The sequence below is a fragment of the Spirosoma flavus genome (genome assembly GCF_054778555.1).
Window position 1 is genome coordinate 387,475 of sequence record NZ_BAAGZL010000005.1, and the last position, 25,505, is coordinate 412,979.

The following is a 25,505-nucleotide window of genomic DNA, read 5'->3' on the forward strand; positions in this document are numbered from 1 at the left end:
GACAATGAATCAACCTGCCGTTTTGGAGACCGAACTGGCTCCTTATTTTACAACAAAAGCGCCGTTTCAAATTCCTATTAATTTCCGGGAAGGATTTGTAAAATACTGGCCAATTGTTTTACTCATACTGCTGGTCATTGCATTACCTGGTATTCTGGCCTTTTTAGGAATAGGTGCTGTGCTTGTTCCCGGCTCTTTTATGATGGGGGCAGGTGTAGGCTTCGGCTACACCATCAGCATGATTCTGGCAATAGTTGGTTTAGTACTCGGCGTAATGGCCCTGCCGGGGCTTTTCAATCGCAAACGGCCCGGTTGGGTATTTAGCTACTATGCCCAATTGATTAATATTGTGAGTAGTATTTTGTTATTCAACCTCGTTGGCATTTTGCTCGGGTTGTTATTTCTAATGCTGTTATTTCAGGTTCGGGAGTATTATAATTAGCGATTTGTGTCGAACCTGGAATTATAGATGTCAATGAATATCAGGTAAGATAATTGTAATATAGTTGACATGGCAATAAAAAGCCCCCATCAGCGCTGATGGGGGCTTTTTATTGCCATTGATATAGCTAAGCTGCCAATTATCCTCATTTGATTGAAAAATAAGAATTTGTCGATTGAAGTTTACCCCAGTATACACGACTTTTGCCACTAGCCTGTAACTTTGGCCATCTGCTTAAATTTACCTCTGTGAAACGTTCGTCTACAACCAGAACTTGTGAATAACATTCTCGAAACCCATCATATTGTTAAACAGTACGCCGAACATCGGGCGTTGGATGATGTAAGCCTGTCAGTGCCAGAAGGCAGTATTTTTGGTTTGCTAGGGCCGAACGGAGCGGGCAAAACATCGCTGATACGTATCATCAATCAGATTACGGCTCCCGACGCCGGAGAAGTGATTCTGGGGGGGGAACACCTCAAACCCGACCACATCCGACGTATCGGCTACCTGCCCGAAGAGCGAGGATTATACAAAAAAATGAAGGTTGGTGAACAACTGCTTTATCTGGCCCAACTCAAGGGGCTGACCGAAAAGCAGGCGATGGAAAAGCTGAAAACCTGGTTCATTAAATTCGACATCAAAACGTGGTGGAATAAACACATCGAAGATCTGTCGAAAGGCATGCAGCAGAAGATACAATTTGTAGCGACCGTTATGCATGAACCGGATCTGATTATTCTGGATGAGCCTTTTTCTGGATTCGATCCCATCAATGCCAATCTGATCAAAGATGAAATTCTGGAACTGCGCGATAAAGGAAAGACGGTTATCTTCTCAACACACCGGATGGAATCCGTTGAAGAGCTCTGTGATTACATTGCCTTGATAAACCGGTCGCACAAGGTACTCGATGGACCCAAGCGAGCCATCAAGGAGCAATTTAAAACGCATACGTATCATATTGAATACCAAGGCGATCTCGATACGTTGCCCGAAGCCTTTACGGTACTGAAAACAACTCGGCAAGACGACGGTTTCAGTCGTGCCGATATCAAGATTCCTCCCGATTCATCCGTGAACGACTTGATACGTTATCTGCTCGACCGGGTTACTGTCCGATCGTTCGGAGAGAATATCCCCAGCATGAACGACATTTTTATTCAGACAGTCGGCGAAAACAATGAGTGAAATCGGACCGCCGAAGCGGAGCGAATAAGTAAAAGAGCGAAAGGCTGACGCAAGCCTTTTCCACTCTTTCGCTCTTTCAGCCTTTCGCTCTTTATCTACTTAAACTATGCATACTATCTTTCTCATTATCAAGCGCGAGTACCTGGTGCGGGTGCGTAAAAAGTCGTTCATCATCATGACGATTCTGGGGCCGCTGCTCATTTTCGGCTTTTATGCTATTATTGGCTGGGCAGCCGTTAGCTCAATCAATCAGAAAAAAATAGCCGTTATCGATGAGAGCGGCCGCTTCATTAACCAGTTTAAAAGCGACAACGAAACCGTTTTTTCGTACCCGAAAGAATCACTGGCCGACGCCAAAAAGAAGTTTATCAAACAAGGCTACGATGCGCTGGTATTCGTTCCGAAAGACGTAATCGAAAGGCCGAAAACTGTGCAGATTTTTGCGGAGAAAGGAGTTAGTCTATCACTGCAAAACAACATTGAACGGGCTATCTCAAAAGAAATCGAGACCATCAAACTTCAGCAGGCTGGCATCACGCAGAAAATCATCGAAGATGCCAAAGTGAATGTTGATGCACAGACGATTAGCCTCGGCGATGAGGGTGAAAAGAACAGTAACTCCATTGCTATGACCATTATCGGATACTTTTGTGCCTTCATGATTTACATCTCGGTATTCATTTACGGTACGCAGGTGATGCGTGGGGTAATGGAAGAAAAAAATAACCGGATCGTTGAAGTGATTATCTCGTCGGTGAAACCATTTCAACTGATGCTGGGCAAAATTTTGGGCGTAGCGCTGGTAGGTCTTACGCAGTTTATGCTCTGGATTTTGCTTTCAGTTGGGTTATTTACCGTTGGTGGTACGTTGGTTGGCGATAAAGTAGAACGAGGTCGGGAGGCTATGCAGACTTCGGGCGGCATGAGTCAGTCTGCACCGGGTTTAGAAACAAAAAAAGCAAAAAGTGGCGTTGTCGCCAGTGTCATCCAGGCCGTCGATACGTTGAATATACCGCTGATTGTGGCCTGTTTTCTCTTTTATTTTCTGGGAGGGTACCTGCTCTATAGTGCACTTTTCGGCGCTATTGGCGCTGCCGTCGACAACGAGACCGAGACGCAGCAATTTATGTTTCCAATTACATTGCCCATCATCGGCGCGATTGCCGTTGCCCAGTTTGTCATTCGAGAACCCGACGGCGCACTCGGCTTCTGGACGTCCATTTTCCCGTTCACATCGCCGGTGGTAATGATGGTACGTGTTCCCTTCGGCGTGCCGGCATGGCAATTAATTCTGTCGATGGTGTTGCTGGTGTTGGGCTTTGTTGGAACCGCCTGGGTTGCCGCCCGGATTTACCGCGTTGGCATCCTGATGTACGGCAAAAAAGTCTCCTACCGCGAATTGTCGAAATGGGTGTTTTATAAAGGGTAGTTCTAGCGTTATAAAGTTGTAGGGTTATAAGGTTGTATAGTTGCTTTGAATGCGCCAGCCAACTATACAACCTTATAACCCTACAACTTTATAACTGTATAACGCTAGAAGCCTATATCCACCACCAGCGGCTGCACAAGCCATTCGCGGGTGCTGAGGTTGTAAATTGTTCGGAAGCCAGCTTCAAAAGGCGTTTGCAGACGTAATACGTTAAAGACAAACGATACGTCGACGCCGGTAGACTGATACGTATGTTGCTGATTTTCAGTGCCACGTAGCCGCCCGTAAATATCCCGTATATCCGTAACGCTCTGCCCTTGTGCACGGTCGTAAAAGCCCGCTGCTTTGATACGTTGAACGTAAAGCAATCGCCCGATTGACCAGTGCATGTCAGCTACCGGCAGGCGATATTCAATACTTCCTGCCGCAATTTGATCATCGCTGACATAGAGCTGACCACGTGGAAAAAATACGACGGGAGTAAAACGGTACGTTCCCTGGACCTGCTCCTGATAACCACCGCGCAGACGTAGCGAGTGGTGACGACCCAGACCCGGAAAATACAGATTTGCCTGAACACCCCATTGCTCGGCTGTCAGTTTACCACCAAATGGTGTGTTCCGGTAATTGAACAAAAGAGATTGTCCCCACCGTGGTGCTACGTCGCGTTTGCTCTGGCGCAACAGTCGCGAATAACTTAAGCTGTAGGTCATGGCCTGAAGCGCCCCCGACGAGCCGACTTCCGTGATAGACCGGAGCGGCAGATCATAACCCGTAACCTGCAAATAATTGTAATAGGCCGTCAAACTAGCCGATTCTGCGTATTTCGAATGCGTCAATTGTAGCGGGATACGTACACCGGCCGTCAATTGATTATACTGCCATTCGTCGGTACGTAAGCTATCGACGGGAATAACACGATCGATATAAAGCGATGTTCGGCGGTTTCCATGTTGAAAACTTAGGTCAAAAACTGGATAAAGACCCTGATAACTGAGCAGAGCATATGCGTTACCCGCCCGCTCAGCCTGGTTGTACGTGTAGCCAACTTCTACCTGCGTCGTACTCAATAAATTCTGCGAACTAAGCCCAACTGATAAGGCTTGCCCGGTACTACCGATCGTTGGCCCCCAGCTATAAATATTGATGGCGTTGGCTAAACGGCGGAAACGGCTTGGTTGATACGTAGTAGCTGGTACAGAGTCAGCCAGGATACGGCGGCCGTTGGCAGCGCCAGGTTCCAGCGTAGGTAATTTGCCGAAATAACGCACCGGACTGGCTGCGGTTTCTGCATCGGACGTAACGGGTTTCCAGTCGGACGGGTTGAGCGCCATATCCATAATACGTGATCCCGTTGCTGCAAAATCCTCGAAAGCCAGCCGCGTTCCCGACGGCGAAACGGCCGCGTGGTAAGCCGCCAGCGGTCGCGATGTCACCTGAAAAATCTGTTTCGATTGAACGTCTACGGCGTACAGATTATCGATGCCTGAACGCGGTGAATTGTACAGAACGTAGTGACTCCAGAGCTGGGGATTGCTGATATTCTCGTTGACGCGAGGTAGCAAATTCGTCCGGTTTTCGATGTCGGTATTGATCAACTGGATAGTTTTCTTGCCATCCTTCAACGTAACGGTCACGATGGATTTGCTATCGACCCAGCGCGGGTGCTGAAAGACCTCATGCGACGGATTCGGAATTTCGCGTAAACGTTGACCTGTTTTTGCATCCAGCACGACCAGCCTGTTCTGATAACGTTCGGTGCTTTCAACCACAACCAATTTCTGGCCGTCAGGCGATAGCGCAACGGCCAGATAACGTGTCCGATGCGTCAGACGTGTAAGCTTTCGGGAATGTATGTCAAGCAGTCGTATGGTTGAAAAGACGCGTTGCCGCCAGCGAGGATCAAATCCATATTCAATCCAGCAGACCGTCGAAGGCGTTGCCGACAACATGGCCGGATCGTTCGGAAATCCCTGCACAAACAAACTGCGTTCGGGTTGATGTTTACCTAGAATGACTAGCCGGGGCGTATCGCCTAAACCACTCTTCACGCACAAAACCGTTGAGTCGTTCAGAAACTGCGGATGCTGGTAATTGGTGTAAACAGGATGACGGGCAGACGCTTTTTCGGCATTTACCCGAAATGGCGTTGCCGGCGTAACACTGAGATTTTCCTGTTGTTTTTGCCAGGTTTCGGTCAGGTCATCCATTGTTTTCCGGTATAAGTCGTCGGTTCGCAAACCCGTTTCGTCCTTGATGCTGGCTGAGAAGGCAAACGGCCACGGAAACCGTCGGTAATTCCGGTTTAGTACGCGGCTCCAGACGTCGGGGCCGTAGGTGCGTTTTAGGTAAGTCGTTAGAAAATAACCTAATACGTAGTGATTTGGTACGTTGTCGCGGTATGATCCGCTGACGGCTTTGGCATACTCAAAAGGCGGTTCCGCCAGCAGATTCGCCCGCATGCCCAGCCCGAAATTCGGAATACGTCCCCGACCCGAATAGCTGAGTAACGTTTCGGTACTCACAGCATCGCCTTCGGCAAACCAACTGGGAACTGTCAGCAGCGGAAACGAAATTCCAGCACTACCCAGTAACGTATATAGCCAGCGCCCGTATCCCTGCAACGCTTTTTCGTTCTGTACTACGTGCCGGTATTCATGAACCGAGAGCAAATCGAGCCAGTCGAACGTACCAAGCAAGGCCGGATCTTGCGGAGGCACCGCGAAAAACTCCGACTTTCGCGGAAACAACGTAACGAATCCGTTGCTGCTGGTCGTCTGATTTTGTAACAACACCGAAACAGGGCGGGAACGTCTTTCCAACGAAGCGCTCACGGGTTCATACAAACTTTCGAGCCGTTGGGCCGTACGTTGGGCAGTTGAGTCGAGGCCGCGCGGATAAAGCACCCGGAAATGCGGTGTTTTAAGTTGGTACCACCGTAAATTCGGCGGATTTTGGTCGAGAATAGGAAGTGTCTGGGCGGTGGCCGTAATCGCCATCAGCAGGCATTGAGCCGCAAGAAATTTGCTACGTAACATAGGATACCAATGATACGCAGTTTTTCCGAAAAATGATTCGTAGGAAGCTGGCGTCTGGGGTAAACGTACCGATACGTATCATGGCGGATTACTTTTTAGGGATGAAGCCATAAACAGTGCTCAACTCTTTCCTGTTGACTAAAAAATAACGACTATCAACTTTTATGTGGCAGGAAAAAGATAATCAGCTGGTTCGCAGTTTTAAATTCTCCGATTTCAGCGAAGCCTTCGCCTTTATGACCCGCGTGGCACTCATCGCTGAAAAAATGGACCATCATCCCTGGTGGTCGAACGTGTATAACGAAATCACCATCAAGCTTTCAACCGACGACGCTGGCAACGTAGTAACCGACAAAGACCGGAAACTGGCCGACGCAATTGATAAAATTTTAAAGAGCGAAAGAGCGAAAGAGTGAAAGAGTGGATAAAGCGTTTGAAATTCGCTCTTTCATTCTTTCGCTCTTTCACTCTTTATGAAACTTTACCTCGTGCCGACGCCCATCGGTAACTTAGACGACATTACGCTACGTGCCATCAACGTACTGAAAAGCGCCGACGCGATTCTGGCCGAAGATACGCGCACGTCGGGTGTACTGCTACGTCACCTCAACATCAGTAAACCGCTTCATAGCTATCATATTTTCAACGAGCATCAAACCGTGCAGCGTTTGGTTAGCCAGTTGAAAGAAGGTAAAACGCTGGCGTTAGTATCAGACGCCGGAACGCCGGGCATTTCTGATCCCGGTTTTCTGCTAGTGCGCGAATGCATCAAAAACAACGTACCGGTGGAGTGCCTGCCTGGGCCTACCGCCTTTGTTCCAGCTTTAGTCAATTCGGGGCTTCCGAGTGATCGCTTTACGTTCGAAGGCTTTTTACCGCACAAAAAAGGTCGGCAAACGCGCCTGGGGGAATTGGCAGGGGAGGAGCGGACAATGGTTTTTTATGAATCGCCCCACCGTTTATTGAAAACACTTCAGCAATTTGCCGACGTATTTGGGGGCGATCGGCTGGCCAGCGTATCGCGCGAGCTCACAAAAATGTTTGAAGAAACCCAACGCGGTCCCTTATCCGAACTTATTACGTATTTTGCCCAAAAAACTATAAAAGGTGAAATTGTCGTTTGCGTACAGGGAAAGGAACCCGTTCGGGGAAAAGCGAAACGTAGTTACGAGACAGATGAGGATGAAGATGAATAATTGGCATAGGGTTAAGAGCTTAAAGCAGAGGGTATTGGTTCTGTTACTAATCCTGACCTCATCACTCGTCGCTCAACCCTCATCGTTCGCCCAAAACCTTTCCCCTTCGGCCAGAATGAGCTTACTGACGGTAGGGCCGGGTGAAGATCTCTATTCGGTGTTTGGTCATACGGCTATTCGCGTGAACGACCCCGCCCGCAACCTGGACGTAACGTTTGGCTGGGGCGGGTTTCGATTTGCGGAAAATAACTTTTATGTGAAGTTTTTGCGGGGAACTTTGCCGTACTACATCGACGCCTACGACATGTACCCGTTTCTGTACGCGTATCAGGCCGAAAACCGAACTGTTCGTGAGCAGGTACTGAATCTGTCGCAATCCCAGAAAGAGAAATTATTTGCGGTGTTGCAGACGAACATGTTGCCCGAAAACCGGACGTATCAGTACAAATTCTTTTACGATAACTGTGCCAGCCGCCCCCGCGACAAAATTGCTGAAGCCTGTGGTGACAGTTTGACCATACCGACGAAAGCCAAAATGACCGGAAAGTCGTACCGCGACTGGATGAACGACTATCTGGACAAAAGCGGGAAAACCTGGGCCAAACTGGGTATGAATCTGGCCATTGGCAATCCGGCTGATGAACAAACCGACGGCTGGCATGCTATGTATCTGCCCGATAACGTGCATGATCAGATGGCGAAATCGGCCCTCCGTCAGGCCGACGGACGAGTAGTACCGCTGGTAGCCAGCGACCAAACGCTTTTTGAAGCCCGTCAGACATTCCGCCAGCAACTGCCATTTATTCTCGATCCGAATGTAGTGTTTGGGTTACTGGCTTTGACTGTGGCCGTGTACACCATCCGTCGTTATGTGCTGGCTGGTAAAGTCGACCGCTGGGTTGACCGGCTGCTGTTCGGCGTATCGGGCTTTCTGGGATGGTTTCTATTCCTGCTCTGGGTCGGCACCGATCACGGCGTAACGGCCTGGAACCCAACATTGCTTTATTTGATGCCGTTGCACTTACCCCTTAGTTATTGGGTTACTCGTCCGTCATCAACGTCTCGTCGGCGGACGTTATATTTTAGTGCTACGTCCATTCTGATTCTTTTGGGCATGGCCTTATCGAACGTACCGGGTGGGGTAGACGTAGTGTATCCGCTGATGCTGCTCATTCGGTGTGTGGTTAATATCCAGGTCGTTCGTCGAGGGTATCATACGCCTGCACGTGTGGAAGAAGTTTAGACTTGCCATAGCGATATAATCGTAAAGTATGTACTACATATTTCAGGTAAGTTCTGCTACGTTTTTCCTTTATGCCCTAAAAGCAATATTCCATTCATGAAACGGCTATTTCTCCTCCTCTTCCTCATTCGGTTTGCTGACGTAGTGGCTCAGCCTTCCGAGAAATTTGTTAAAGTAATCATTACCCCCGACCACGACGACTGGTTGTATAAAGTGGGCGAGCCCGTAAAATTCAACGTAGCAGTCTATCGCAACAACGTACTGTTAAAGGGTGCGAAAATGCGTTACGAAATCGGTCCGGAGAAAATGGAACCGACAAAGAAAGAAACCGTTACGTTGGCAAATGGAACGTTGGCGCTGGACGGTGGTACAATGAAAACAGCCGGTTTTCTGCGCTGCATTGCAACCGTAGAGTCGGATGGTAAAGAATATCGTGGCCTGACAACGGCCGGCTTCGAACCATTGACGATCAAACCGACCGTAGCTAATCCCGCCGATTTTAAAGCATTCTGGGATAACGCCAAAGCCGATCTGGCCAAGATTCCAATAGATGCCCGAATGACGCTTCTGCCCGAACGCTGCACCGAATTGACAAATGTGTATCAACTAAGTTTGCAGAACATTAACAGTTCCCGGTTTTACGGAATCCTGTGCGTTCCTAAGAAAGAAGGGAAATATCCGGCCATCCTGCGCGTTCCGGGGGCGGGTGTACGTCCTTACGCGGGCATGATTGCTGAAGCCGAGAAAGGGTTTATTACACTCGAAGTTGGTATTCACGGCGTACCGGTTATTATGGACCCGGGCGTTTATGTGGACTTGAGTCGTGGTGCACTCAATGGTTATCAGGCCGCTAACCTCGACGACCGCGATCGGTACTATTACAAACGGGTTTATCTGGGTTGTGTGCGGGCGGTTGATTTTCTGGTAAGCATGCCGCAGTATGATGGTCAGAATATCGCCGTTACGGGTGGTAGCCAGGGGGGAGCGTTGAGCATCGTTACGGCCGGGCTGGATTCACGTATCAAATGGCTGGGCGCATATTATCCGGCTCTGGCCGACGTAACCGGCTACCTAAACGGTCGGGCTGGTGGGTGGCCGCACCTGTTTACAGGCGATAACCTGGCCTACAATAACAAACCCGATCGCATCAAAACCACGGGTTATTACGACGTAGTGAATTTTGCCCGTATGGTGAACGTACCGGGTTATTATTCCTGGGGTTTCAACGACGAAACCTGCCCGCCAACGTCGATGTATGCCGCTTATAACGTAATACCCGGCCAGAAAATGCTCGATACGTCGTTTAAGGACACAGGCCACTGGACATATCCCGAACAAACCGAAAAAATGACTACCTGGCTGCTAGGGCAGTTGAAAGGGATGAAATAAATGAATACTATAAAATGAGTAATGTATGGTTTTTAGATTGAATAGTATGAGTGGACTTTCTCAATACTCATGAATCATTTTGCCGCTCGGCGGCCCTGGTTATTCATTATCCAATAGCTCATGCAACTTTTTGTCAATACGAATCTCAACGATACACTTAAGGAACAACTTCTGGAACAGTTGCCGGCTGACGTAACAGCTATTTTTCGGCACGATTTGCCAACAGAAGAGCAAGAGGCCGCTTTCCGATCGGCCGAAATGGTTATGGGAAATCCCCCGGCGGCCTGGTTCGGAGATGCGCTTCCTAATCTGAAATTCTGGCAATTGGATTCGGCTGGATTCGATGGGTATAAGCAGGCCCAATTGACGGCGCAGGTGGCTAACATGGGCGATTATTTTGCCTGGCCCTGTGCCGAAACAATGGTGGCAGGTATTCTCGCCTTATACCGTCGTATTCCCGAATTAGTTACGCTCCAGAATCGTTCTGAGTGGGTAGGTGCCCCCATCCGTGACCGAACCGGATTGCTACGTCGTCAGCACGTTGTTATTTTAGGAACCGGTACCATTGGGCAGGCCGTTCGGCAGATGCTGACCGGGTTTGAGTGTCAGACAAAAATGCTCGCCCGCACGGACCCACAGGCTGATTTACACTCAGTTGAAGAACTGGTGCAGGAACTATCGCAAACGGATATTCTGATCAATTGCCTCCCCGGTACTGCCACTGGCTTTGTATCAGCGGAGGTGATTGCGTCCATGAAATCGGGAAGCATTTACGCCAATGTCGGTCGGGGCAGCACTACCGATGAACCCGCGTTGATTCAGGCGTTGCAATCGGGTAAGTTAAGCGGAGCCGTACTGGACGTAACGGCCAAAGAACCACTGCCAACTGAAAGTCCTCTCTGGACCTTACCGAACGTATTACTAACGCAGCACACCGGCGGAGGGCAACCGAATGAAGATGCTGGGAAAGTTGTTCATTTTCTACGCAATCTAAAACACTTTATGGCCGGTGAACCACTTGAAAATGTAGTAGAGCTGAGCCGGGGCTATTGATGTACCTATGGATAACCTGCCAAGACAAGAAGAACCCATCAACCGCCGGACGTTTATGCAAACCGCCGGTACGTTGATGGCGTTAGGAGTAGGAGAGTCCTTGCCCGCCATATCCAAACCGAACGTAGCGAAAACGATACGTATTAAACAAGTCGACTCCAACTTTGAGCGGGAACCGCTGAACCCATATCGTTTTAAGGGAAGTGCTATTACTGAGAGTTGGCAGGTAGCTTCGATGCTGGAAAGTGATTCAGGTATCCGCAAGGTCGGACTTTGTACGCAGGGTGTGTTATGGTCAGATGCGACCGTATTTGCGGCCCATTCTGAAGGAGTGGGTAATGCGCTCATGTATGCCATCAGCGACCGGGCGTTGCAGATGCTGAAAGGACAGTCGTTCACCAATCCCGTTACGTTGCTGGACGAGCTTTTACCCGACGTATATACCTATGCGAAAACCATCACGCGTAACTCCAATCTACGTAAAACATTCGCTTTAAATGCGCTGGTAAGCGTCGATAATGCTGCCTGGTTGTTATATGCCCAGGAAAACGGTCTGACCAAATTTGATGATATTATCCCGGAAACCTACCGACCCGGTTTATCGTACCGCCACAAGAACGTAGCCAGTATTCCGTCGTTCAGCGTAGGTACCACTGCCGAACGTATCAAAGCGGCTGCGGATGAAGGGTATTTTATCCTGAAACTAAAAACCGGCGCTCCTGGTACCCAGGCTGAAATGCTGGAAAAAGACATCGCCTTTTTGACGGCGGTTCATAAGGCAATTGGCAGTTACGAAACACCACACACCAAGGACGGAAAAATCCCGTATTATTTCGACGCTAACGGCCGCTACGAGAAAAAAGATACGCTGCTACGTTTCCTGGACCACGCCAAAAAAATTGGCGCATTTGATCAGATTGCGGTAATTGAAGAACCGTTTGAAGAACGTAACGAGGAGTTTGTCGGTGGTCTGGGTGTTCGGGTTGCTGCCGACGAAAGTGCGCATACGGTTGAGGATGCCGCCATTCGGATTCAACAGGGATATTCGGCCATTGCGGTCAAAGCGATTGCCAAAACGCTGAGTATGACCATGAAAATCACGCAACTGGCCTATGAGAAAAAAGTGCCTTGTTTCTGCGCTGACCTGACGGTGAATCCGATACTGGTCGACTGGAACAAGAACGTAGCGGCCCGACTTCCGCCTTTCCCCGGCATGAGCGTCGGCTTGCAGGAAACGAATGGACACCAGTATTTCAAAAATTGGGATCGCCTGATGACGTATCATCCAAAAGCCGGTGCAAACTGGACAAAAACACAACGGGGGGTGTATCCAACCGATGGTTCATTTTACGCTGAAAGTGGTGGAATTTTCCTGCCGTCTGCTCATTACGAAAGTTTGTTTTCCTAATCTGGATCGAAACAATTGGACCGTCATTTTGAGGAAACGTTCGTCATAAATTTGCCGCAAAACGACGTTTTGAGCCGTTTTTTGAAATAATTTTCGTATATTTAAGGAGTCGAATGCAATAACTTTGCCCGACCGGATCCGCTACCCATCCACTGGAATATCCCTGAACGAAAGTCAATGATAAACGACGAAAATGAACCCATCCTGGACGACGATAATCAGCAGCCTGAAGCCGAAGCATCGACCGATGAAACGGCGCTGACGGACGTTCCTGATGCGAATGAACAACCCATTGAAAATGCAGAAGAAGTTCTTCACGACCAAACGGTTGTGTCGGGGCTTTATGAAAATTACTTTCTCGATTACGCTTCCTACGTTATTCTGGAACGGGCCGTTCCGGCGGTTGAAGATGGGCTGAAACCTGTTCAGCGCCGGATTCTGCACGCCCTGAAAGAAATGGATGACGGCCGTTTCAATAAAGTCGCTAATGTGATTGGGCAAACCATGCAATTCCATCCGCATGGTGATGCCTCTATTGGTGAAGCGCTGGTCAATATTGGGCAGAAGGAACTGCTGTTCGACACTCAGGGAAGCTGGGGCGATGTGCGTACTGGCGACGGCGCTGCTGCCCCACGTTACATCGAAGTACGGTTGTCGAAGTTTGGCCTCGATACGGTTTATAACGACAAAACAACGGAGTGGCAGTTAAGCTACGACGGCCGCAAAAAAGAACCCGTTACGTTGCCGGTGAAGTTTCCGCTGCTGCTGGCACAGGGTGTGGAAGGGATTGCCGTCGGTTTGTCGACCAAAATTCTGCCTCATAACTTCAACGAACTGGTTGAGGCTTCGATCCTGATGCTGAAGGATAAGCCGGTTTCGCTTTTTCCTGACTTTCAGACGGGTGGCTATATTGATGTCACTAATTACAATGACGGCCATCGGGGTGGTAAAGTACGCGTACGGGCACGCATTGAAGAAGTCGATAAGAAAACGCTGGCCATTCGTGACGTACCGTTTGGTGTAACGACTTCGCAATTGATTGATTCGATTGTGAAAGCGGCTGAATTGGGCAAAATACGTATCAAAGCACCCAGTCGGAACGTAGCGGCCGTGGTCGACAATACGGCTAAAGACGTTGAAATTCTGGTTCACCTGCAACCCGGCGTTTCGCCCGACGTAACGATTGATGCGCTATACGCCTTTACCGATTGCGAGGTAAGTATTTCGCCTAACGCCTGCGTTATCATCGGTGATAAGCCGCATTTTGTAAGTGTTACGGACATTTTACGGGTTAACACGCACCAGACGGTGCATTTGTTGCAGCGCGAGCTCGAAATCCGACGTAGTGAGTTGATGGAGCGGTTGCTCTATAGCTCGCTTGAAAAGATTTTCATTGAAAATCGGATTTATCGGAAAATCGAAGAGTGCGAAACCTTTGAAGCCGTGCTTCAGACGATCGATAAAGCACTGAAACCGTTTAAAAAGCAGTTTTACCGCGAAATTACCGAGGATGATCTGATACGGCTGACTGAGATCAAAATCAAACGTATCTCGAAATACGACGGATTCAAGGCCGAAGAACTCATGCGCCGACTGGAGCAGGAATTGGCTGAAACCGAAGATAATCTGGCGAATATTACCCGGTACGCCATTGCGTACTACAAAGAGTTGCAGAAAAAGTACGGCAAAGGGCGCGAACGTAAAACCGAAATTCGGGCGTTCAATACCATTGCTGCGAACGTAGTGGCGGCTGCCAATCAGAAGCTCTACGTTGACCGTGAAGGCGGATTTGTGGGTTACGGCCTAAAGAAAGACGAATACGTTAGCGAATGTTCTGATATCGATGATGTTATCGTTTTCCGGCGTGATGGCAAATGTGTTGTCACAAAAATTCAGGAAAAAGTATTCGTCGGCAAGGATATTGTATATGTTTCGGTGTTTAAAAAGTCCGACGAGCGAAAAATTTATAACCTGATTTATCTGGATGGTAAATCCGGCATTTCGATGGCCAAACGGTTCCCGGTGACGGGCGTGACGCGTGATCGCGAATACGATTTGACGATGGGTAATCCGAAGTCGAAGCTGACGTATTTCAGTGCGAATGATAATGGAGAAGCGGAAGTAATTACGGTGAATCTGACGGCACAGAGTTCGGCGAAAATTAAGCAGTTTGATTTTGACTTTGCGTCTATTTCCATTAAGAATCGGGCTGCGCAAGGTAATATTCTGACGAAATATCCAGTTCGGAAAATTACGCAGAAAACAGCCGGTACGTCGACGCTCGGTGGCGTCGATATCTGGTACGACGAGCATTTAGGTCGACTTAATCGTGATGAACGTGGTCGGCTACTAGGCAATTTTGACGCTAAGGATAGTATACTGGTCGTTTATAAAGACGGTCAGTACGAGCTAACCAGCTTTGATCTGACGAATCGGTATGAGCCAAACGACATAGCCTCGTTACAAAAGTTTGATCCGGAAACAGTGGTTTCGGCTGTGTATTACGAAGCGAATCAAAAGGCGTGGTACGTTAAGCGGTTTAAAGTAGAAACGACATCGATTGATAAGAAATTTAGTTTCATCGGTGACACTAAAGGGTCAAAAGCGCTGGCTATCACAATCGACCGTTACCCACGTATCGAAATTGTGCATCAAGTTAAAGATCGTGGGCCGCTGGAAAAGATGGTGCTGGAGCCAGAGGGATTCATTGATGTGCGCGGTTGGAAAGCACTAGGCAATAAACTACCGTTTGCAAAAGTTAAAGACGTAAAACTGCTGGCCCCGAAAGTTGTAAAAGAGGCTGCAAAACCAACGGTGGCTGCTGATCCGGTGGCGATAGAGACTGAGGAAGTTGATGAGAAGGATTCAGTACAGTTAGGTCTGTTTTCGTGAGTAGCTGAGCGTCTGATAATTGACTCTCACTATTGCGTATAAGTAAATAATAAAATCAGCACGAAAGTGATATGGCAGCGTCGTTATTAGGATTACGGACCGTGATCTATGCCGCCCCTGATCTGGCTTCTACCAAGGCATGGTATACCAAGGCATTAGGTATTGCGCCTTATTTTGACGAGCCTTACTACGTTGGTTTCAACGTGGGCGGTTACGAATTGGGACTCGATCCTAATGCACAACCGGCTGAGGGTAGTACAATAACCTATTGGGGTGTAACTACTATTGAAACGAGTTTGCAGCATTTTCTTGACTCTGGTGCTGTGCTCCGGGACAGTATTCAGGATGTGGGTGATGGCATTAAAGTAGTAACTGTTCTGGACCCTTTCAATAACGTAGTGGGATTGATTGAAAATCCGCATTTTAGTCTGGCGTAAATGAACACAACCTTGGCTACCAACTACAGCAATGAATCTCCGCCCGAGACGGCTGGTGTTCGTGTAGCCAAGCGTTTCATCAAAGCCCTGATTGCCATTAGTTTTCTGGGTGCTACCATTGTGTTAATCAGTAATTGGTGGGTCGTGTACAACACGCGCAGTCAGATTTATTTCGACATCGACGAACTGCCGACGAATGATGTAGGTCTGGTTTTGGGAACCAGTAAATTTGTCAGGTCGGGTAAGGAAAATCTATTCTTTCGCTACCGAATGGAAGCAACTGCCCGGCTGTGGAAGGAAGGAAAAGTAAAATACCTGATTCTGAGCGGAAACAATGACTCAGAATACTACAACGAGCCCGTCGACATGCAGCGGGCTCTGGTGAAATTGGGTGTTCCAGCCTCAGTGATGACACTCGATTACGCTGGTTACCGTACATTCGATTCGGTGGTACGATGTAAAGATTATTTCAATCAGGAGAAAATTACCATCATTTCCCAGAATTTCCACAACGCCCGTGCCCTTTATATCGGTAACCACGAAGGCATAGAAGCCATTGCATTTGCCGCACAGGACGTTCCCGATGGCTATTCATTACGTACTCTAATTCGCGAATATCTGGCACGCCCGTATGCACTACTCGACATATACGTGCTTCGTCCGCAGCCCGAAAAAGGTAACTGGGAACGGAAGCGGAATTAATTTCCTCGTTTAACTCATTCTACTAGCTCTGTAACCTCTTATCAATTAGCGCTCTGCTCGTTGTGTTTAAGCTAATTATATTCATCAAAGTTACCGTTTAATAAAAATAGTAAATATTTTATTAGTGTTAATATCTATTTATTAATAAAAAAGTTTAGATATACAAATAATAAATAACTAGCCTAATTATAATATGAAAACCGTTAATTTAATTGGTATGTCCTTAATTTTAGGAGCAATGAGTGCCTGTCAATCAAAACAGGAAAGCACTCCTCCACCCACTCCAGTAATGTCTTCCATCTATAAAGAAGGTGGGAGTGAACAACTTGGAGCTACAACGCCTGAGACGTCTGGCGCACGTGAGGCCGATGCCACATTTGCTGTGCAGCAGGAAGTACTACAATATGTAAATGAAACGCGTGCCCAAGGTTGTACCTGTGGTACACAGTACTATCCGCCTGCTCCTCCGCTCAGTTTGAATTCGCGTCTGAATAATGCAGCGAACAAGCATGCTGTCGATATGGCTGATTACAATTATTTCAGCCATACTGGCCTCGACGGGTCGCAACCCTGGGACCGAATGACACGAGAAGGGTATCAGTGGAGTATGTCGGGCGAGAATATTGCTGCCGGCTTTACGACTCCCCGATCGGTAGTGAATGCGTGGATTAGTTCACCTGGTCACTGCGCTAACATTATGAATGCTGGTTTTCAGAATCTTGGCGTTGGGTATGGCTATAATATTAATAGCAACTACGACCATTACTGGGTTACTTTATTTGGCACGAGAAGGTGATATAATTGACGATTGTAGAGACAAGGAATGCCTTGTCTCTACAACATTATTCATGCTTCCGGCTTTGGCCTTCTTTCCGAAAACCGAGATAGAATCCAGTACTGTTTGGATATAAATCGCCCGTATCGTTGGCAATGGCCAGATTTGCTGTAACGCCCTGTAAGATAGGAAGCGGTGCCGAAAGCGAGAAAACCGACGAAAACTGCTGTACAGGAGACGGAAAGGGTACTTCATACGTACCCAGATTCTGGCTATACGAAGCTTTAATCTGAAATCGTAATACATCGAGTACTTGCCCCGACAAGCCAAGATGGATGACTGATACGCGGTTGTTGTTCGTGAAGGCGTAGCGGGGTAGATTGGCGCGGCTGTCAACTGATGGCGAAATGAACGGAGTACCCATCGTTAAGCCAAATCGCGACCAGCCATCCCGATACTGGGAGTGATTAAAATAGTTATCGCGGCCCTGTTGCCCGGTTTTTTCGAGAAATAGAGCTCCGCCCTGACTTTCGGTGTAAAGATATTCCAACAGAATGTCCTGAATCTGCAGCGCTCTAGGTTTCGGTTGTCGTCTGTTGCGAATCCGTAATCCATTGAGGCCGTCAGCAATGTTAATTAGATAAAACAACGAACCATCTTCGTAAACATTCTGTCGATAAGCGAATACCGAAAACGACCGGGTTCGGTATTCGAAGCCTAAATCAATGCTACCCAGGTGATTGCCAATTCGATTTTCGCGATCAAAACGGCTTATGCGGTTTGTATCAATGTCGGTGCGGTTGCCCAGCGTTGAGCCCGTTATTACGTCGATATAATCGCTGAATCGGTTAGGTAACTGATTGTTTTTGATAACACCTCCCGGCAAACTCTCCGTATTGCCGCCCCACATGACCTGATGGTTAAAACCGCCATAGAGCTTCAGTCGCCAATGGGGTTTTCCGAAACGCCCATACAACGCTTTCTGATGAAGCATTACGTTTTTCACGAATCGAACTTCTTCAAACCAGCCATGCGCATAAAAGCCCTTAAAGCCAAAGAGCGCATTTTTTGGGAAATAATCAGGTGCCGCAATCTGAATTTTGAGCATTGGTAAGGTATTCCCCGACCAGGAATACGACCCCGAACTCAGCGTCGAATCCACCAAACCAATTATTTCCCGTCGACGACCCGCCCAAACCTCCAGATTTTGACCGAAACGAACTTTAACGTATGCTTCAGGAATCATTACGTTAAACGTAGTACCGGCATTTAGAACACCCTCTGCTCCCCAGCCCCAGTCAATACGTCGGTTAGCAGCCCGAAGACTATCGAGACGAGTTTTAGGTTTGTCGTGGTAATCAACTCGCATGGCGTGACGTAGCGTCAAAAATGCTGCCTCCTCAGGAACAATACCGTACTGATTCGCTCGCAACCAGAAAGGTGTCAGGTTAGGTGTAGAAAAGTAACTGCCAACCTCCGTATGATAACGTAGAGGCTTAGTTGTTTGCGCCGAACACCCAATAGTTACAAGCAGACCAGCAAGGAGCCGGATAGCATACGCCATATACTTCTTTAATTCGATTTTAAACGGGATTTATCACCGCAAAGCGTGTTAAAACGAGTAATGTTACACAGCCTGCATAAAATATGCCATGCTGTATGGAAGCTCTATGTAGACGTAGCAAAAGTGAATTCGTCAGTATGTTTCGTGGCTTTTTTTCGGAAGAGCATGAATAAAGGATTACCTTTGTTATTTATGATGGGCTGCTTAATGGACGATTATAGACAAATATTAGGTTGAATAACCCGTTTTCTGGGAGCTAATAAAACCAGTTTGAAATATAACAGTTTATACCTGAAACGCAACCGAACTTTTTCAGAGGTGCAACATGATCATAAAAGGAGCGAGCTAGTAGTATAGTCGCGTTTGTCGGTAAGTAATCGACCGAGATATAAGCCAATAGCTCTTAAAACGAACGTTTTCTCTATTAACCAAAACTTGATAACCACATTATACTGCGTATGGTCCCTAATGACGAACTAATCCGCATCATTGACTTGCTGAACACAACTTATGAAGGGGAAGAAGCATGGCATGGCCCCTCTGTAGTTGAGGTATTGCGGGGCGTTACGCCGGATATAGCCGGACGACGCATTTCACCGAATACACATAGCATTGCCGAACTCGTGTTTCACATGACAAGCTGGCGGATTTTCTGTGTCAAGAAAATGCAGGGCGATGCTACGTTCGATATTACGACCCCTGACAAAAACTTTGGCGCGCTGCCCGACAAAATCGACGATTTTGAGTGGGAAGCTCTTGAAATGGAGTTAAGCCTGAGTCAGGAAGAGTTGATTAATGAACTCGATAAGCGCGATGACGATGAATTTCTGGAAGATATAGTGCCCGGTCGTGACTATACGTATTACGATATGCTGCATGGAATCATTAATCACGACATGTACCATACTGGCCAGATTATGATTCTGCGTAAAGCACTTGCTTTCAAAAATGCGGGCTCCCGCTATGGCGATGAAGATGCCGATGCTGATGAGTACGGCTCATCATATGGCAACAGCCACGAACATGATGACTATTATTGACAAAGAGCGAAAGGGTGAATGAGTGAAAGACCGAATGGCTGACGCCAGCGCTCTTTCACTCATTCACCCTTTCGCTCTTTTACTTTTCACTCCCTTGAACTTCTGGCTGGTTAAATCGGAACCCGATACGTACGGGTGGCATCACTTTATTGAACAAGGACGCGCTGTCTGGGATGGTGTACGAAATTATCAGGCACGTAACAACCTGAAAGCCATGCAAGAGGGCGATCAGGTGTTGTTTTATCATAGCGTCACTAACCCCTCTGTCGTGGGTTTAGCGCGGGTCGTGAAAGAAGCCTATCCAGACCCTACTGTTCCCGATGACGTCCGCTGGGTAGCCATAGAATTGGAACCACTACTGGCACTGGAAACTCCTGTTCCTCTGGCTAAAATCAAGGCTGAACCATTGCTGGCAAACCTACTCCTCGTTCGACACTCGCGCCTGTCGGTAATGCCCGTCCGACCTGACGAATTTGAATTGATTTTAAAAATGGGACAGCGAAATCAATGAGCGAAAGAGTGAAAGAGCGAAGTTTCAACGCCATCGCTCTTTCACTCTTCCGCTCATTCACAATCAAATATGCCTGATATCCAACTTGTAATACCCGCGCCCTGGGATGAATACGAACTAATTGATTCGGGGGATTTTCAGAAACTAGAGCGTTTTGGTAATTATATTCTCTCTCGCCCTGAACCACAAGCCATCTGGGATAAATCGCTGACAGACAGCGAGTGGGAAAGACAAGCCCATGCCATTTTCCGGCGTGACCGTCAATCGCCGGAACGGGGTGACTGGCAAACCACGCCCGACATGCGTGATCCGTGGTTTATTACGTTCCGGCAGGGCGGATTGAACCTAAAATTTAAACTCGCGCTCACTACGTTCAAGCACGTAGGTTTATTTCCTGAACAGGCTGATAACTGGGCTTACATTGCTGCGAAAATCAAAGGTATGTTGCCTGACGTAGCACGACCAAACGTATTAAACCTGTTTGCCTATACGGGTGGTGCTACGTTAGCCGCTCGTCAGGCGGGGGCCGACGTAACGCACGTTGATGCCGTGAAGCCAGTTATTACGTGGGCGCGTGAAAACATGGATTATAGTGGGCTGACGAACATTCGCTGGATGGTTGAAGATGCGGTGAAATTTGTTCGGCGCGAAGTTCGGCGGGGTAATCGGTATAATGGCATCATTCTTGACCCACCTGCGTATGGACGTGGTCCCGACGGCGAAAAATGGGTACTGGAAGAACATCTAAACGACCTGTTAAAATCCTGCGCCGACCTGCTGGACAATGACAATTTTTTCTTCATTATCAACTTATACTCGCTCGGTTTTTCGTCGTTACTGGTAGACAATCTGATACGTCAGCGTTTTGGGAACGTATCAAATCCCGAATGGGGTGAATTGGCCATGATTGACCAATTTCAGAAACGCCTACCTTTGGGTGTATTTTATCGATTTGCATCATGATCAAAGAGCGAAAGAGCGAAAGAGTGAAAGAGCGAAAGAGCCATCCCGCAGGTTTTTCGCACTTTCGTTCTTTCGTTCTTTCGCTCTTTGTTTTGCTCTTTTTAATTTCCTGCGACAGCGAGGATCGGCAGACGGCTTACATTCCTGACTTTCCGAAGCCGGGGGATAGTAGCCGAACGGAAGGAGCGTTGAGGGCGCTTACTGGAGCTATTAATCAGTCATCTCCGGCATCGGCTTATGCCAAACGCGCTGCCATATTGCTGATGATGGGGCGTGTAAACGAAGCATTGGCCGACATTAACGAAGCCATCGATCGGAACGACAACGCAGGTACGTATTACCTGACCCGCGCGCAAATTTTACGCGCCCTCAACCAACCCTCAAAAGCATTCCAGAACGCTCAGCGAGCCGAAATTTTGGGCATCGATACGCCTGAGCTATATACGTTACAGAGCGATTTGCTTCAACAGCAGAATGATTTTGATAAAGCAAAACTTTATCTGGCGAAGGCCCTCCAAATGGCCCCGTACGATGGAGAAGCTTATTTCTTTAACGGCCTGATTGCGGCTCGGCAGGGCGATACTACCCGTGCTTTGACGCTGTACCAACGTTCTCTCCAGCTAAAGCCCCGCTATCTGGAAACCTACAATCAGCTGTCCTCCATATACCGGACTATTGGAGATCTGAATTCTGCGCTGGTGTATAACGAACAGGCACTACGTTATTTTCCGAATAATCCCAAATTAGCATACGGTCGTGGCTTGATTTACCATACGGAAGGAAAGCTGGATAGCGCCATGATTTATTATCAGAAAACGGCAACGTTGCAGTCGGGTTATTATCAGGCTTATTTTCAGATGGGCCTCATCAACCAAAAATATCGGAACTATTATACGGCTCTGGCTAATTATCAACGTGTACAGCAACTTCGGCCTCAGTTTCCACGTATCGATACGTACATTGGCTACTGTCATGAGCAGATGGGACAGTACGATTTAGCGATTGCTGCCTACTCAAAAGCCACTCAGCTAAATGCAACCGATCAGCAGGCAGCGGCTGGTTTGTGGCGGTCGCAACATGCACAATACGCGCAAAATTCGTATAACTCCTTATTTTTGCCGGATACAGCTGACAGACCATTACCAACTACTCGAACTCGACCGGGTCTTGATACAAGCCGTGTTCGGGTATTGACCATTCAGCCGAAGGTGCAAGTAGAAAGTAGAACCAGCGATTCGCTCCAGCGAACCGTGAAACCAATAAACTGAGTTAGTATGTATGATGTATGAACTATAATATAGGAAGATGAAGGCTAACTGGCACTTTTTTGGTAACAGATGCTTCATACACCATATATCCTGGATCATACATTAAATTAAGTGGTTTACAGTTGTAGGTAAGCTGCGGGTACCACAAATAAATATGTGTTAACATGATTGCGCAGGACGAACAAATCCGCGTTACGTTACCCGACGGTAGCGTTCGGCAGTATCCCAAAGGAAGCACTGGGTTAGAAATTGCCGCTCAAATTAGTGAAGGTCTGGCCCGTAACGTACTGGCTGCCAAAGTAAATGGCGTTGTGCAGGATGCCACGCGACCCATCGACGAAGATGCTACTGTTCAACTGTTGACGTGGAACGACGCCGAGGGTAAAGCTACCTTCTGGCATTCGTCGGCGCACTTATTGGCGGAGGCTCTGGAAAGTCTGTACCCCGGCGTAAAATTCGGTATTGGCCCTGCTGTGGAAACCGGATTTTATTACGACGTTGACCTCGGCGGACAACCTTTTTCTCAGGAAGACTTCAAGAAAGTTGAGGATAAAATGCTGGAGCTGGCTCGCCAGAAACAGGCTTATATCCGCAAACCTATGAGCAAGGCCGACGCCATTGCGTATTTCGAGGAAAAAGGCGACCCCTATAAACTTGATTTGCTCGAAGGGCTGGACGATGGGACCATTACGTTCTATACGCAGGGTGATTTTACTGACTTATGTCGTGGACCGCACATTCCTAATACGGGGTTTATCAAAGCAGCCAAGCTGATGAACGTAGCGGGCGCGTACTGGCGTGGGAATGAGAAGAATAAGCAGCTTACCCGTATCTATGCCGTTACGTATCCGAAGCAGAAAGAGCTTGACGATTACCTGTATTTGCTCGAAGAAGCCAAAAAACGCGACCACCGTAAGTTGGGTAAAGAGCTGGAACTGTTTGCGTTCTCGGAGAAAGTAGGAGCGGGGCTGCCGCTTTGGCTTCCGAAGGGCACAATGCTACGTGAGCGGCTCGAAAATTTCCTGCGGAAAGCACAGTTACGGGCAGGCTACTCGCCAGTAGTGACTCCACACATTGGCAGCAAGCAATTGTACGTAACGTCGGGCCACTGGGAGAAGTACGGCGAAGATTCGTTCCAGCCCATCAAAACGCCCGATCCGAACGAGGAGTTTTTGCTGAAACCCATGAACTGCCCGCACCACTGCGAGATTTATAAAACCCGCCCCCGGTCGTATCGTGATTTGCCGCTACGTTTAGCCGAGTTCGGGACAGTGTATCGCTATGAGCAGTCAGGTGAATTGCACGGACTGACACGAGTGCGCGGATTTACGCAGGACGATGCTCATATTTTCTGTCGGCCCGATCAGGTGAAAGACGAATTTATGAAAGTAATCGATCTGGTGATGTATGTCTTCAAGTCGCTAGGTTTCAGCGATTATAGCGCCCAGATTTCACTACGTGACCCTGAGAATAAAACTAAATACATAGGTTCCGACGACCTTTGGGAAAAAGCTGAAGCGGCTATTATCGAGTCGGCGGCTGAAAAAGGACTGACGACCGTAACGGAACTAGGCGAAGCCGCTTTCTATGGGCCAAAACTGGATTTCATGGTACGAGATGCGTTGGGACGTAAGTGGCAGCTGGGAACAATTCAGGTTGATTATAACCTGCCTAACCGCTTTGAATTGGAGTACATTGGCGCTGACAACCAGAAGCATAGGCCTGTGATGATTCACCGGGCACCATTTGGATCGCTGGAGCGGTTCATTGCTATTCTCATCGAAAACTCGGGTGGTAATTTCCCGCTCTGGCTTTCTCCTGATCAGATTGCGATTCTGCCAATTTCCGAGAAGTATGAAGATTACGCCAATGACCTGTTTTTCACCCTTCAGGAAAACGACATCCGTGGCTTTGTCGATCTACGCGACGAGAAAATTGGCCGTAAAATTCGTGATGCGGAAGTAGCTAAGGTCCCTTATATGCTTGTAGTTGGTGAGAAAGAATCGGCTGAAGGGAAGGTTTCGGTACGCCGGAAAGGGCAGGGCGATCTCGGTAGTATGAGCGTCGATGATTTTGTCAGTCTCTTCCAGGCGGAAGTGAAGGTGTAGGACTAATCAACATTCCAGGTTTCAGAGTCAAAGTACGTTATTTAGAATAGCTAACTTTGAATTTGAAACCTGGAGAACATAATCTGGAACCAGAAAAAAACTTAGGCTTGCGCTGAATAGGTATTTTCAATAGTTTCCCGAACTTTTTAACAACTGTTACGTTATCCAAACGGCTTCAAAAGCCGCTTTAATCATTTGTTACCTTAAACACAATCTATGGCATTACCCCAGCGCAGACCACCCCGTCGCGTGGTTGAAGAACCCTACAAAGTAAATGAGCGCATTCTGGCCCGTGAAGTACGGGTGGTCGGTGAAAATGTAGAACAGGGAATCTACGATATTAATAAAGCACAGGCAATGGCGAAAGCCCAGCAGCTTGACCTCGTTGAAGTGTCGCCCAATGCCGTGCCGCCCGTCTGCCGTATTGTCGATTATTCGAAATTCAAATACGAGCAGAAGAAAAAGCAGAAAGAAATCAAGGCTAACGCCACTAAGGTGGTTATCAAGGAAATCCGTTTCGGCCCGAATACGGACGACCATGATTTCGAATTCAAACTGAAACACGCTATAAACTTCCTGAAAGAAGGAGCTAAGGTGAAAGCGTATGTACAGTTTGTCGGGCGGGCTATTGTCTTTAAAGACAGAGGTTCTAACCTACTCGACCGATTCGCTAAAGGTCTGGAAGAGTACGGTAGAATCGAAGCTGAGCCCAAACTCGAAGGCAAACGGATGAGTATGTTCTTCGCACCCAAAGTGGTTGCCAAGAAGTGAGTTATAAAGTTATAGGGTTATGCCGTTGTAAAGTTGGCTGGCGCAAGAACGAAGATTATTCGCCAGCCAACTTTACAACGGCATA

Annotated in this window: 21 protein-coding genes; 19 read left to right on the forward strand and 2 right to left on the reverse strand. The window is 47.9% G+C overall.

The genetic code is table 11. From position 1 onward, the window contains the following. Window positions 1–4 precede the first annotated feature (4 nt). From ACYVF1_RS25410 to ACYVF1_RS25420, 3 genes are all read left to right on the forward strand, one after another. A complete protein-coding gene (locus ACYVF1_RS25410; RefSeq protein WP_461084221.1) occupies window positions 5–442 on the forward strand; it encodes a chromate transporter in 438 nt (145 codons plus the stop codon). A gap of 276 nt (window positions 443–718) precedes the next feature. After that, on the forward strand, window positions 719–1,633 hold the full coding sequence (locus ACYVF1_RS25415; protein WP_461084223.1) for an ABC transporter ATP-binding protein: 915 nt from the start codon (window positions 719–721) through the stop codon (window positions 1,631–1,633). Window positions 1,634–1,739: 106 nt separating this feature from the next. Beyond that, a complete protein-coding gene (locus ACYVF1_RS25420; RefSeq protein ID WP_461084225.1) occupies window positions 1,740–3,062 on the forward strand; it encodes an ABC transporter permease in 1,323 nt (440 codons plus the stop codon). A 104-nt stretch (window positions 3,063–3,166) separates the two neighbouring features. On the opposite strand, the gene ACYVF1_RS25425 is transcribed toward ACYVF1_RS25420, so the two are convergent. Further along, window positions 3,167–6,100, reverse strand: a complete 2,934-nt coding sequence (locus tag ACYVF1_RS25425) for a YncE family protein (RefSeq protein WP_461084227.1) — start codon at window positions 6,098–6,100, stop codon at window positions 3,167–3,169. A 164-nt stretch (window positions 6,101–6,264) separates the two neighbouring features. Here ACYVF1_RS25425 and ACYVF1_RS25430 point away from each other — a divergent pair, with 164 nt between their 5' ends. From ACYVF1_RS25430 to ACYVF1_RS25475, 10 genes are all read left to right on the forward strand, one after another. Then, window positions 6,265–6,516: a 4a-hydroxytetrahydrobiopterin dehydratase gene (locus tag ACYVF1_RS25430; RefSeq protein WP_461084229.1), complete on the forward strand. Its 252-nt coding sequence runs from the start codon at window positions 6,265–6,267 to the stop codon at window positions 6,514–6,516. A 57-nt stretch (window positions 6,517–6,573) separates the two neighbouring features. After that, window positions 6,574–7,296: a 16S rRNA (cytidine(1402)-2'-O)-methyltransferase gene (gene rsmI, locus ACYVF1_RS25435; protein WP_461084231.1), complete on the forward strand. Its 723-nt coding sequence runs from the start codon at window positions 6,574–6,576 to the stop codon at window positions 7,294–7,296. A 115-nt stretch (window positions 7,297–7,411) separates the two neighbouring features. Beyond that, window positions 7,412–8,539 carry a lipoprotein N-acyltransferase Lnb domain-containing protein gene (locus ACYVF1_RS25440; RefSeq protein ID WP_461084233.1) on the forward strand — a complete coding sequence of 376 codons (1,128 nt, stop codon included), beginning with the start codon at window positions 7,412–7,414 and terminating at the stop codon, window positions 8,537–8,539. 96 nt (window positions 8,540–8,635) lie between these two features. After that, complete coding sequence (locus ACYVF1_RS25445; protein ID WP_461084235.1) at window positions 8,636–9,928, forward strand: acetylxylan esterase; 1,293 nt, start codon at window positions 8,636–8,638, stop codon at window positions 9,926–9,928. Window positions 9,929–10,048: 120 nt separating this feature from the next. Further along, window positions 10,049–10,981: a D-2-hydroxyacid dehydrogenase gene (locus ACYVF1_RS25450; protein ID WP_461084237.1), complete on the forward strand. Its 933-nt coding sequence runs from the start codon at window positions 10,049–10,051 to the stop codon at window positions 10,979–10,981. 7 nt (window positions 10,982–10,988) lie between these two features. Then, complete coding sequence (locus tag ACYVF1_RS25455) at window positions 10,989–12,389, forward strand: enolase C-terminal domain-like protein (RefSeq protein WP_461084239.1); 1,401 nt, start codon at window positions 10,989–10,991, stop codon at window positions 12,387–12,389. A 177-nt stretch (window positions 12,390–12,566) separates the two neighbouring features. Then, entirely contained in the window at window positions 12,567–15,281 is a 2,715-nt protein-coding gene (locus tag ACYVF1_RS25460) for a DNA gyrase/topoisomerase IV subunit A (RefSeq protein ID WP_461084241.1), read from the forward strand. A gap of 71 nt (window positions 15,282–15,352) precedes the next feature. Beyond that, window positions 15,353–15,718, forward strand: a complete 366-nt coding sequence (locus ACYVF1_RS25465; RefSeq protein WP_461084243.1) for a VOC family protein — start codon at window positions 15,353–15,355, stop codon at window positions 15,716–15,718. Then, entirely contained in the window at window positions 15,719–16,420 is a 702-nt protein-coding gene (locus ACYVF1_RS25470; protein WP_461084245.1) for a SanA/YdcF family protein, read from the forward strand. A gap of 217 nt (window positions 16,421–16,637) precedes the next feature. Next, window positions 16,638–17,216 (forward strand): CAP domain-containing protein, encoded by a 579-nt coding sequence (locus ACYVF1_RS25475; protein ID WP_461084247.1) that lies wholly within the window; start codon window positions 16,638–16,640, stop codon window positions 17,214–17,216. 46 nt (window positions 17,217–17,262) lie between these two features. Here the strand turns inward: ACYVF1_RS25475 and ACYVF1_RS25480 are convergent, their stop codons facing one another. After that, complete coding sequence (locus tag ACYVF1_RS25480; protein WP_461084249.1) at window positions 17,263–18,759, reverse strand: capsule assembly Wzi family protein; 1,497 nt, start codon at window positions 18,757–18,759, stop codon at window positions 17,263–17,265. Window positions 18,760–19,217: 458 nt separating this feature from the next. On the opposite strand from ACYVF1_RS25480, the gene ACYVF1_RS25485 reads away from it, so the two are divergent. The 6 genes from ACYVF1_RS25485 (at window position 19,218) to infC (ending at window position 25,420) form a co-directional block, all read left to right on the forward strand. After that, a complete protein-coding gene (locus ACYVF1_RS25485; RefSeq protein WP_461084251.1) occupies window positions 19,218–19,799 on the forward strand; it encodes a DinB family protein in 582 nt (193 codons plus the stop codon). Window positions 19,800–19,893: 94 nt separating this feature from the next. Next, complete coding sequence (locus ACYVF1_RS25490; RefSeq protein WP_461084284.1) at window positions 19,894–20,310, forward strand: EVE domain-containing protein; 417 nt, start codon at window positions 19,894–19,896, stop codon at window positions 20,308–20,310. Window positions 20,311–20,379: 69 nt separating this feature from the next. Beyond that, window positions 20,380–21,273: a class I SAM-dependent methyltransferase gene (locus ACYVF1_RS25495; RefSeq protein ID WP_461084253.1), complete on the forward strand. Its 894-nt coding sequence runs from the start codon at window positions 20,380–20,382 to the stop codon at window positions 21,271–21,273. Further along, window positions 21,270–22,541 (forward strand): tetratricopeptide repeat protein, encoded by a 1,272-nt coding sequence (locus ACYVF1_RS25500; protein WP_461084255.1) that lies wholly within the window; start codon window positions 21,270–21,272, stop codon window positions 22,539–22,541. The genes ACYVF1_RS25495 and ACYVF1_RS25500 overlap by 4 nt, the downstream gene beginning before the upstream one ends. Before the next feature lie 164 nt (window positions 22,542–22,705). Further along, window positions 22,706–24,649 (forward strand): threonine--tRNA ligase, encoded by a 1,944-nt coding sequence (gene thrS, locus ACYVF1_RS25505; RefSeq protein ID WP_461084257.1) that lies wholly within the window; start codon window positions 22,706–22,708, stop codon window positions 24,647–24,649. A gap of 216 nt (window positions 24,650–24,865) precedes the next feature. Next, the gene (infC, locus tag ACYVF1_RS25510) at window positions 24,866–25,420 is read left to right on the forward strand and encodes a translation initiation factor IF-3 (RefSeq protein WP_461084259.1); all 555 of its coding nucleotides are present in this window, start codon (window positions 24,866–24,868) and stop codon (window positions 25,418–25,420) included. The last annotated feature ends 85 nt before the right edge of the window (window positions 25,421–25,505 follow it).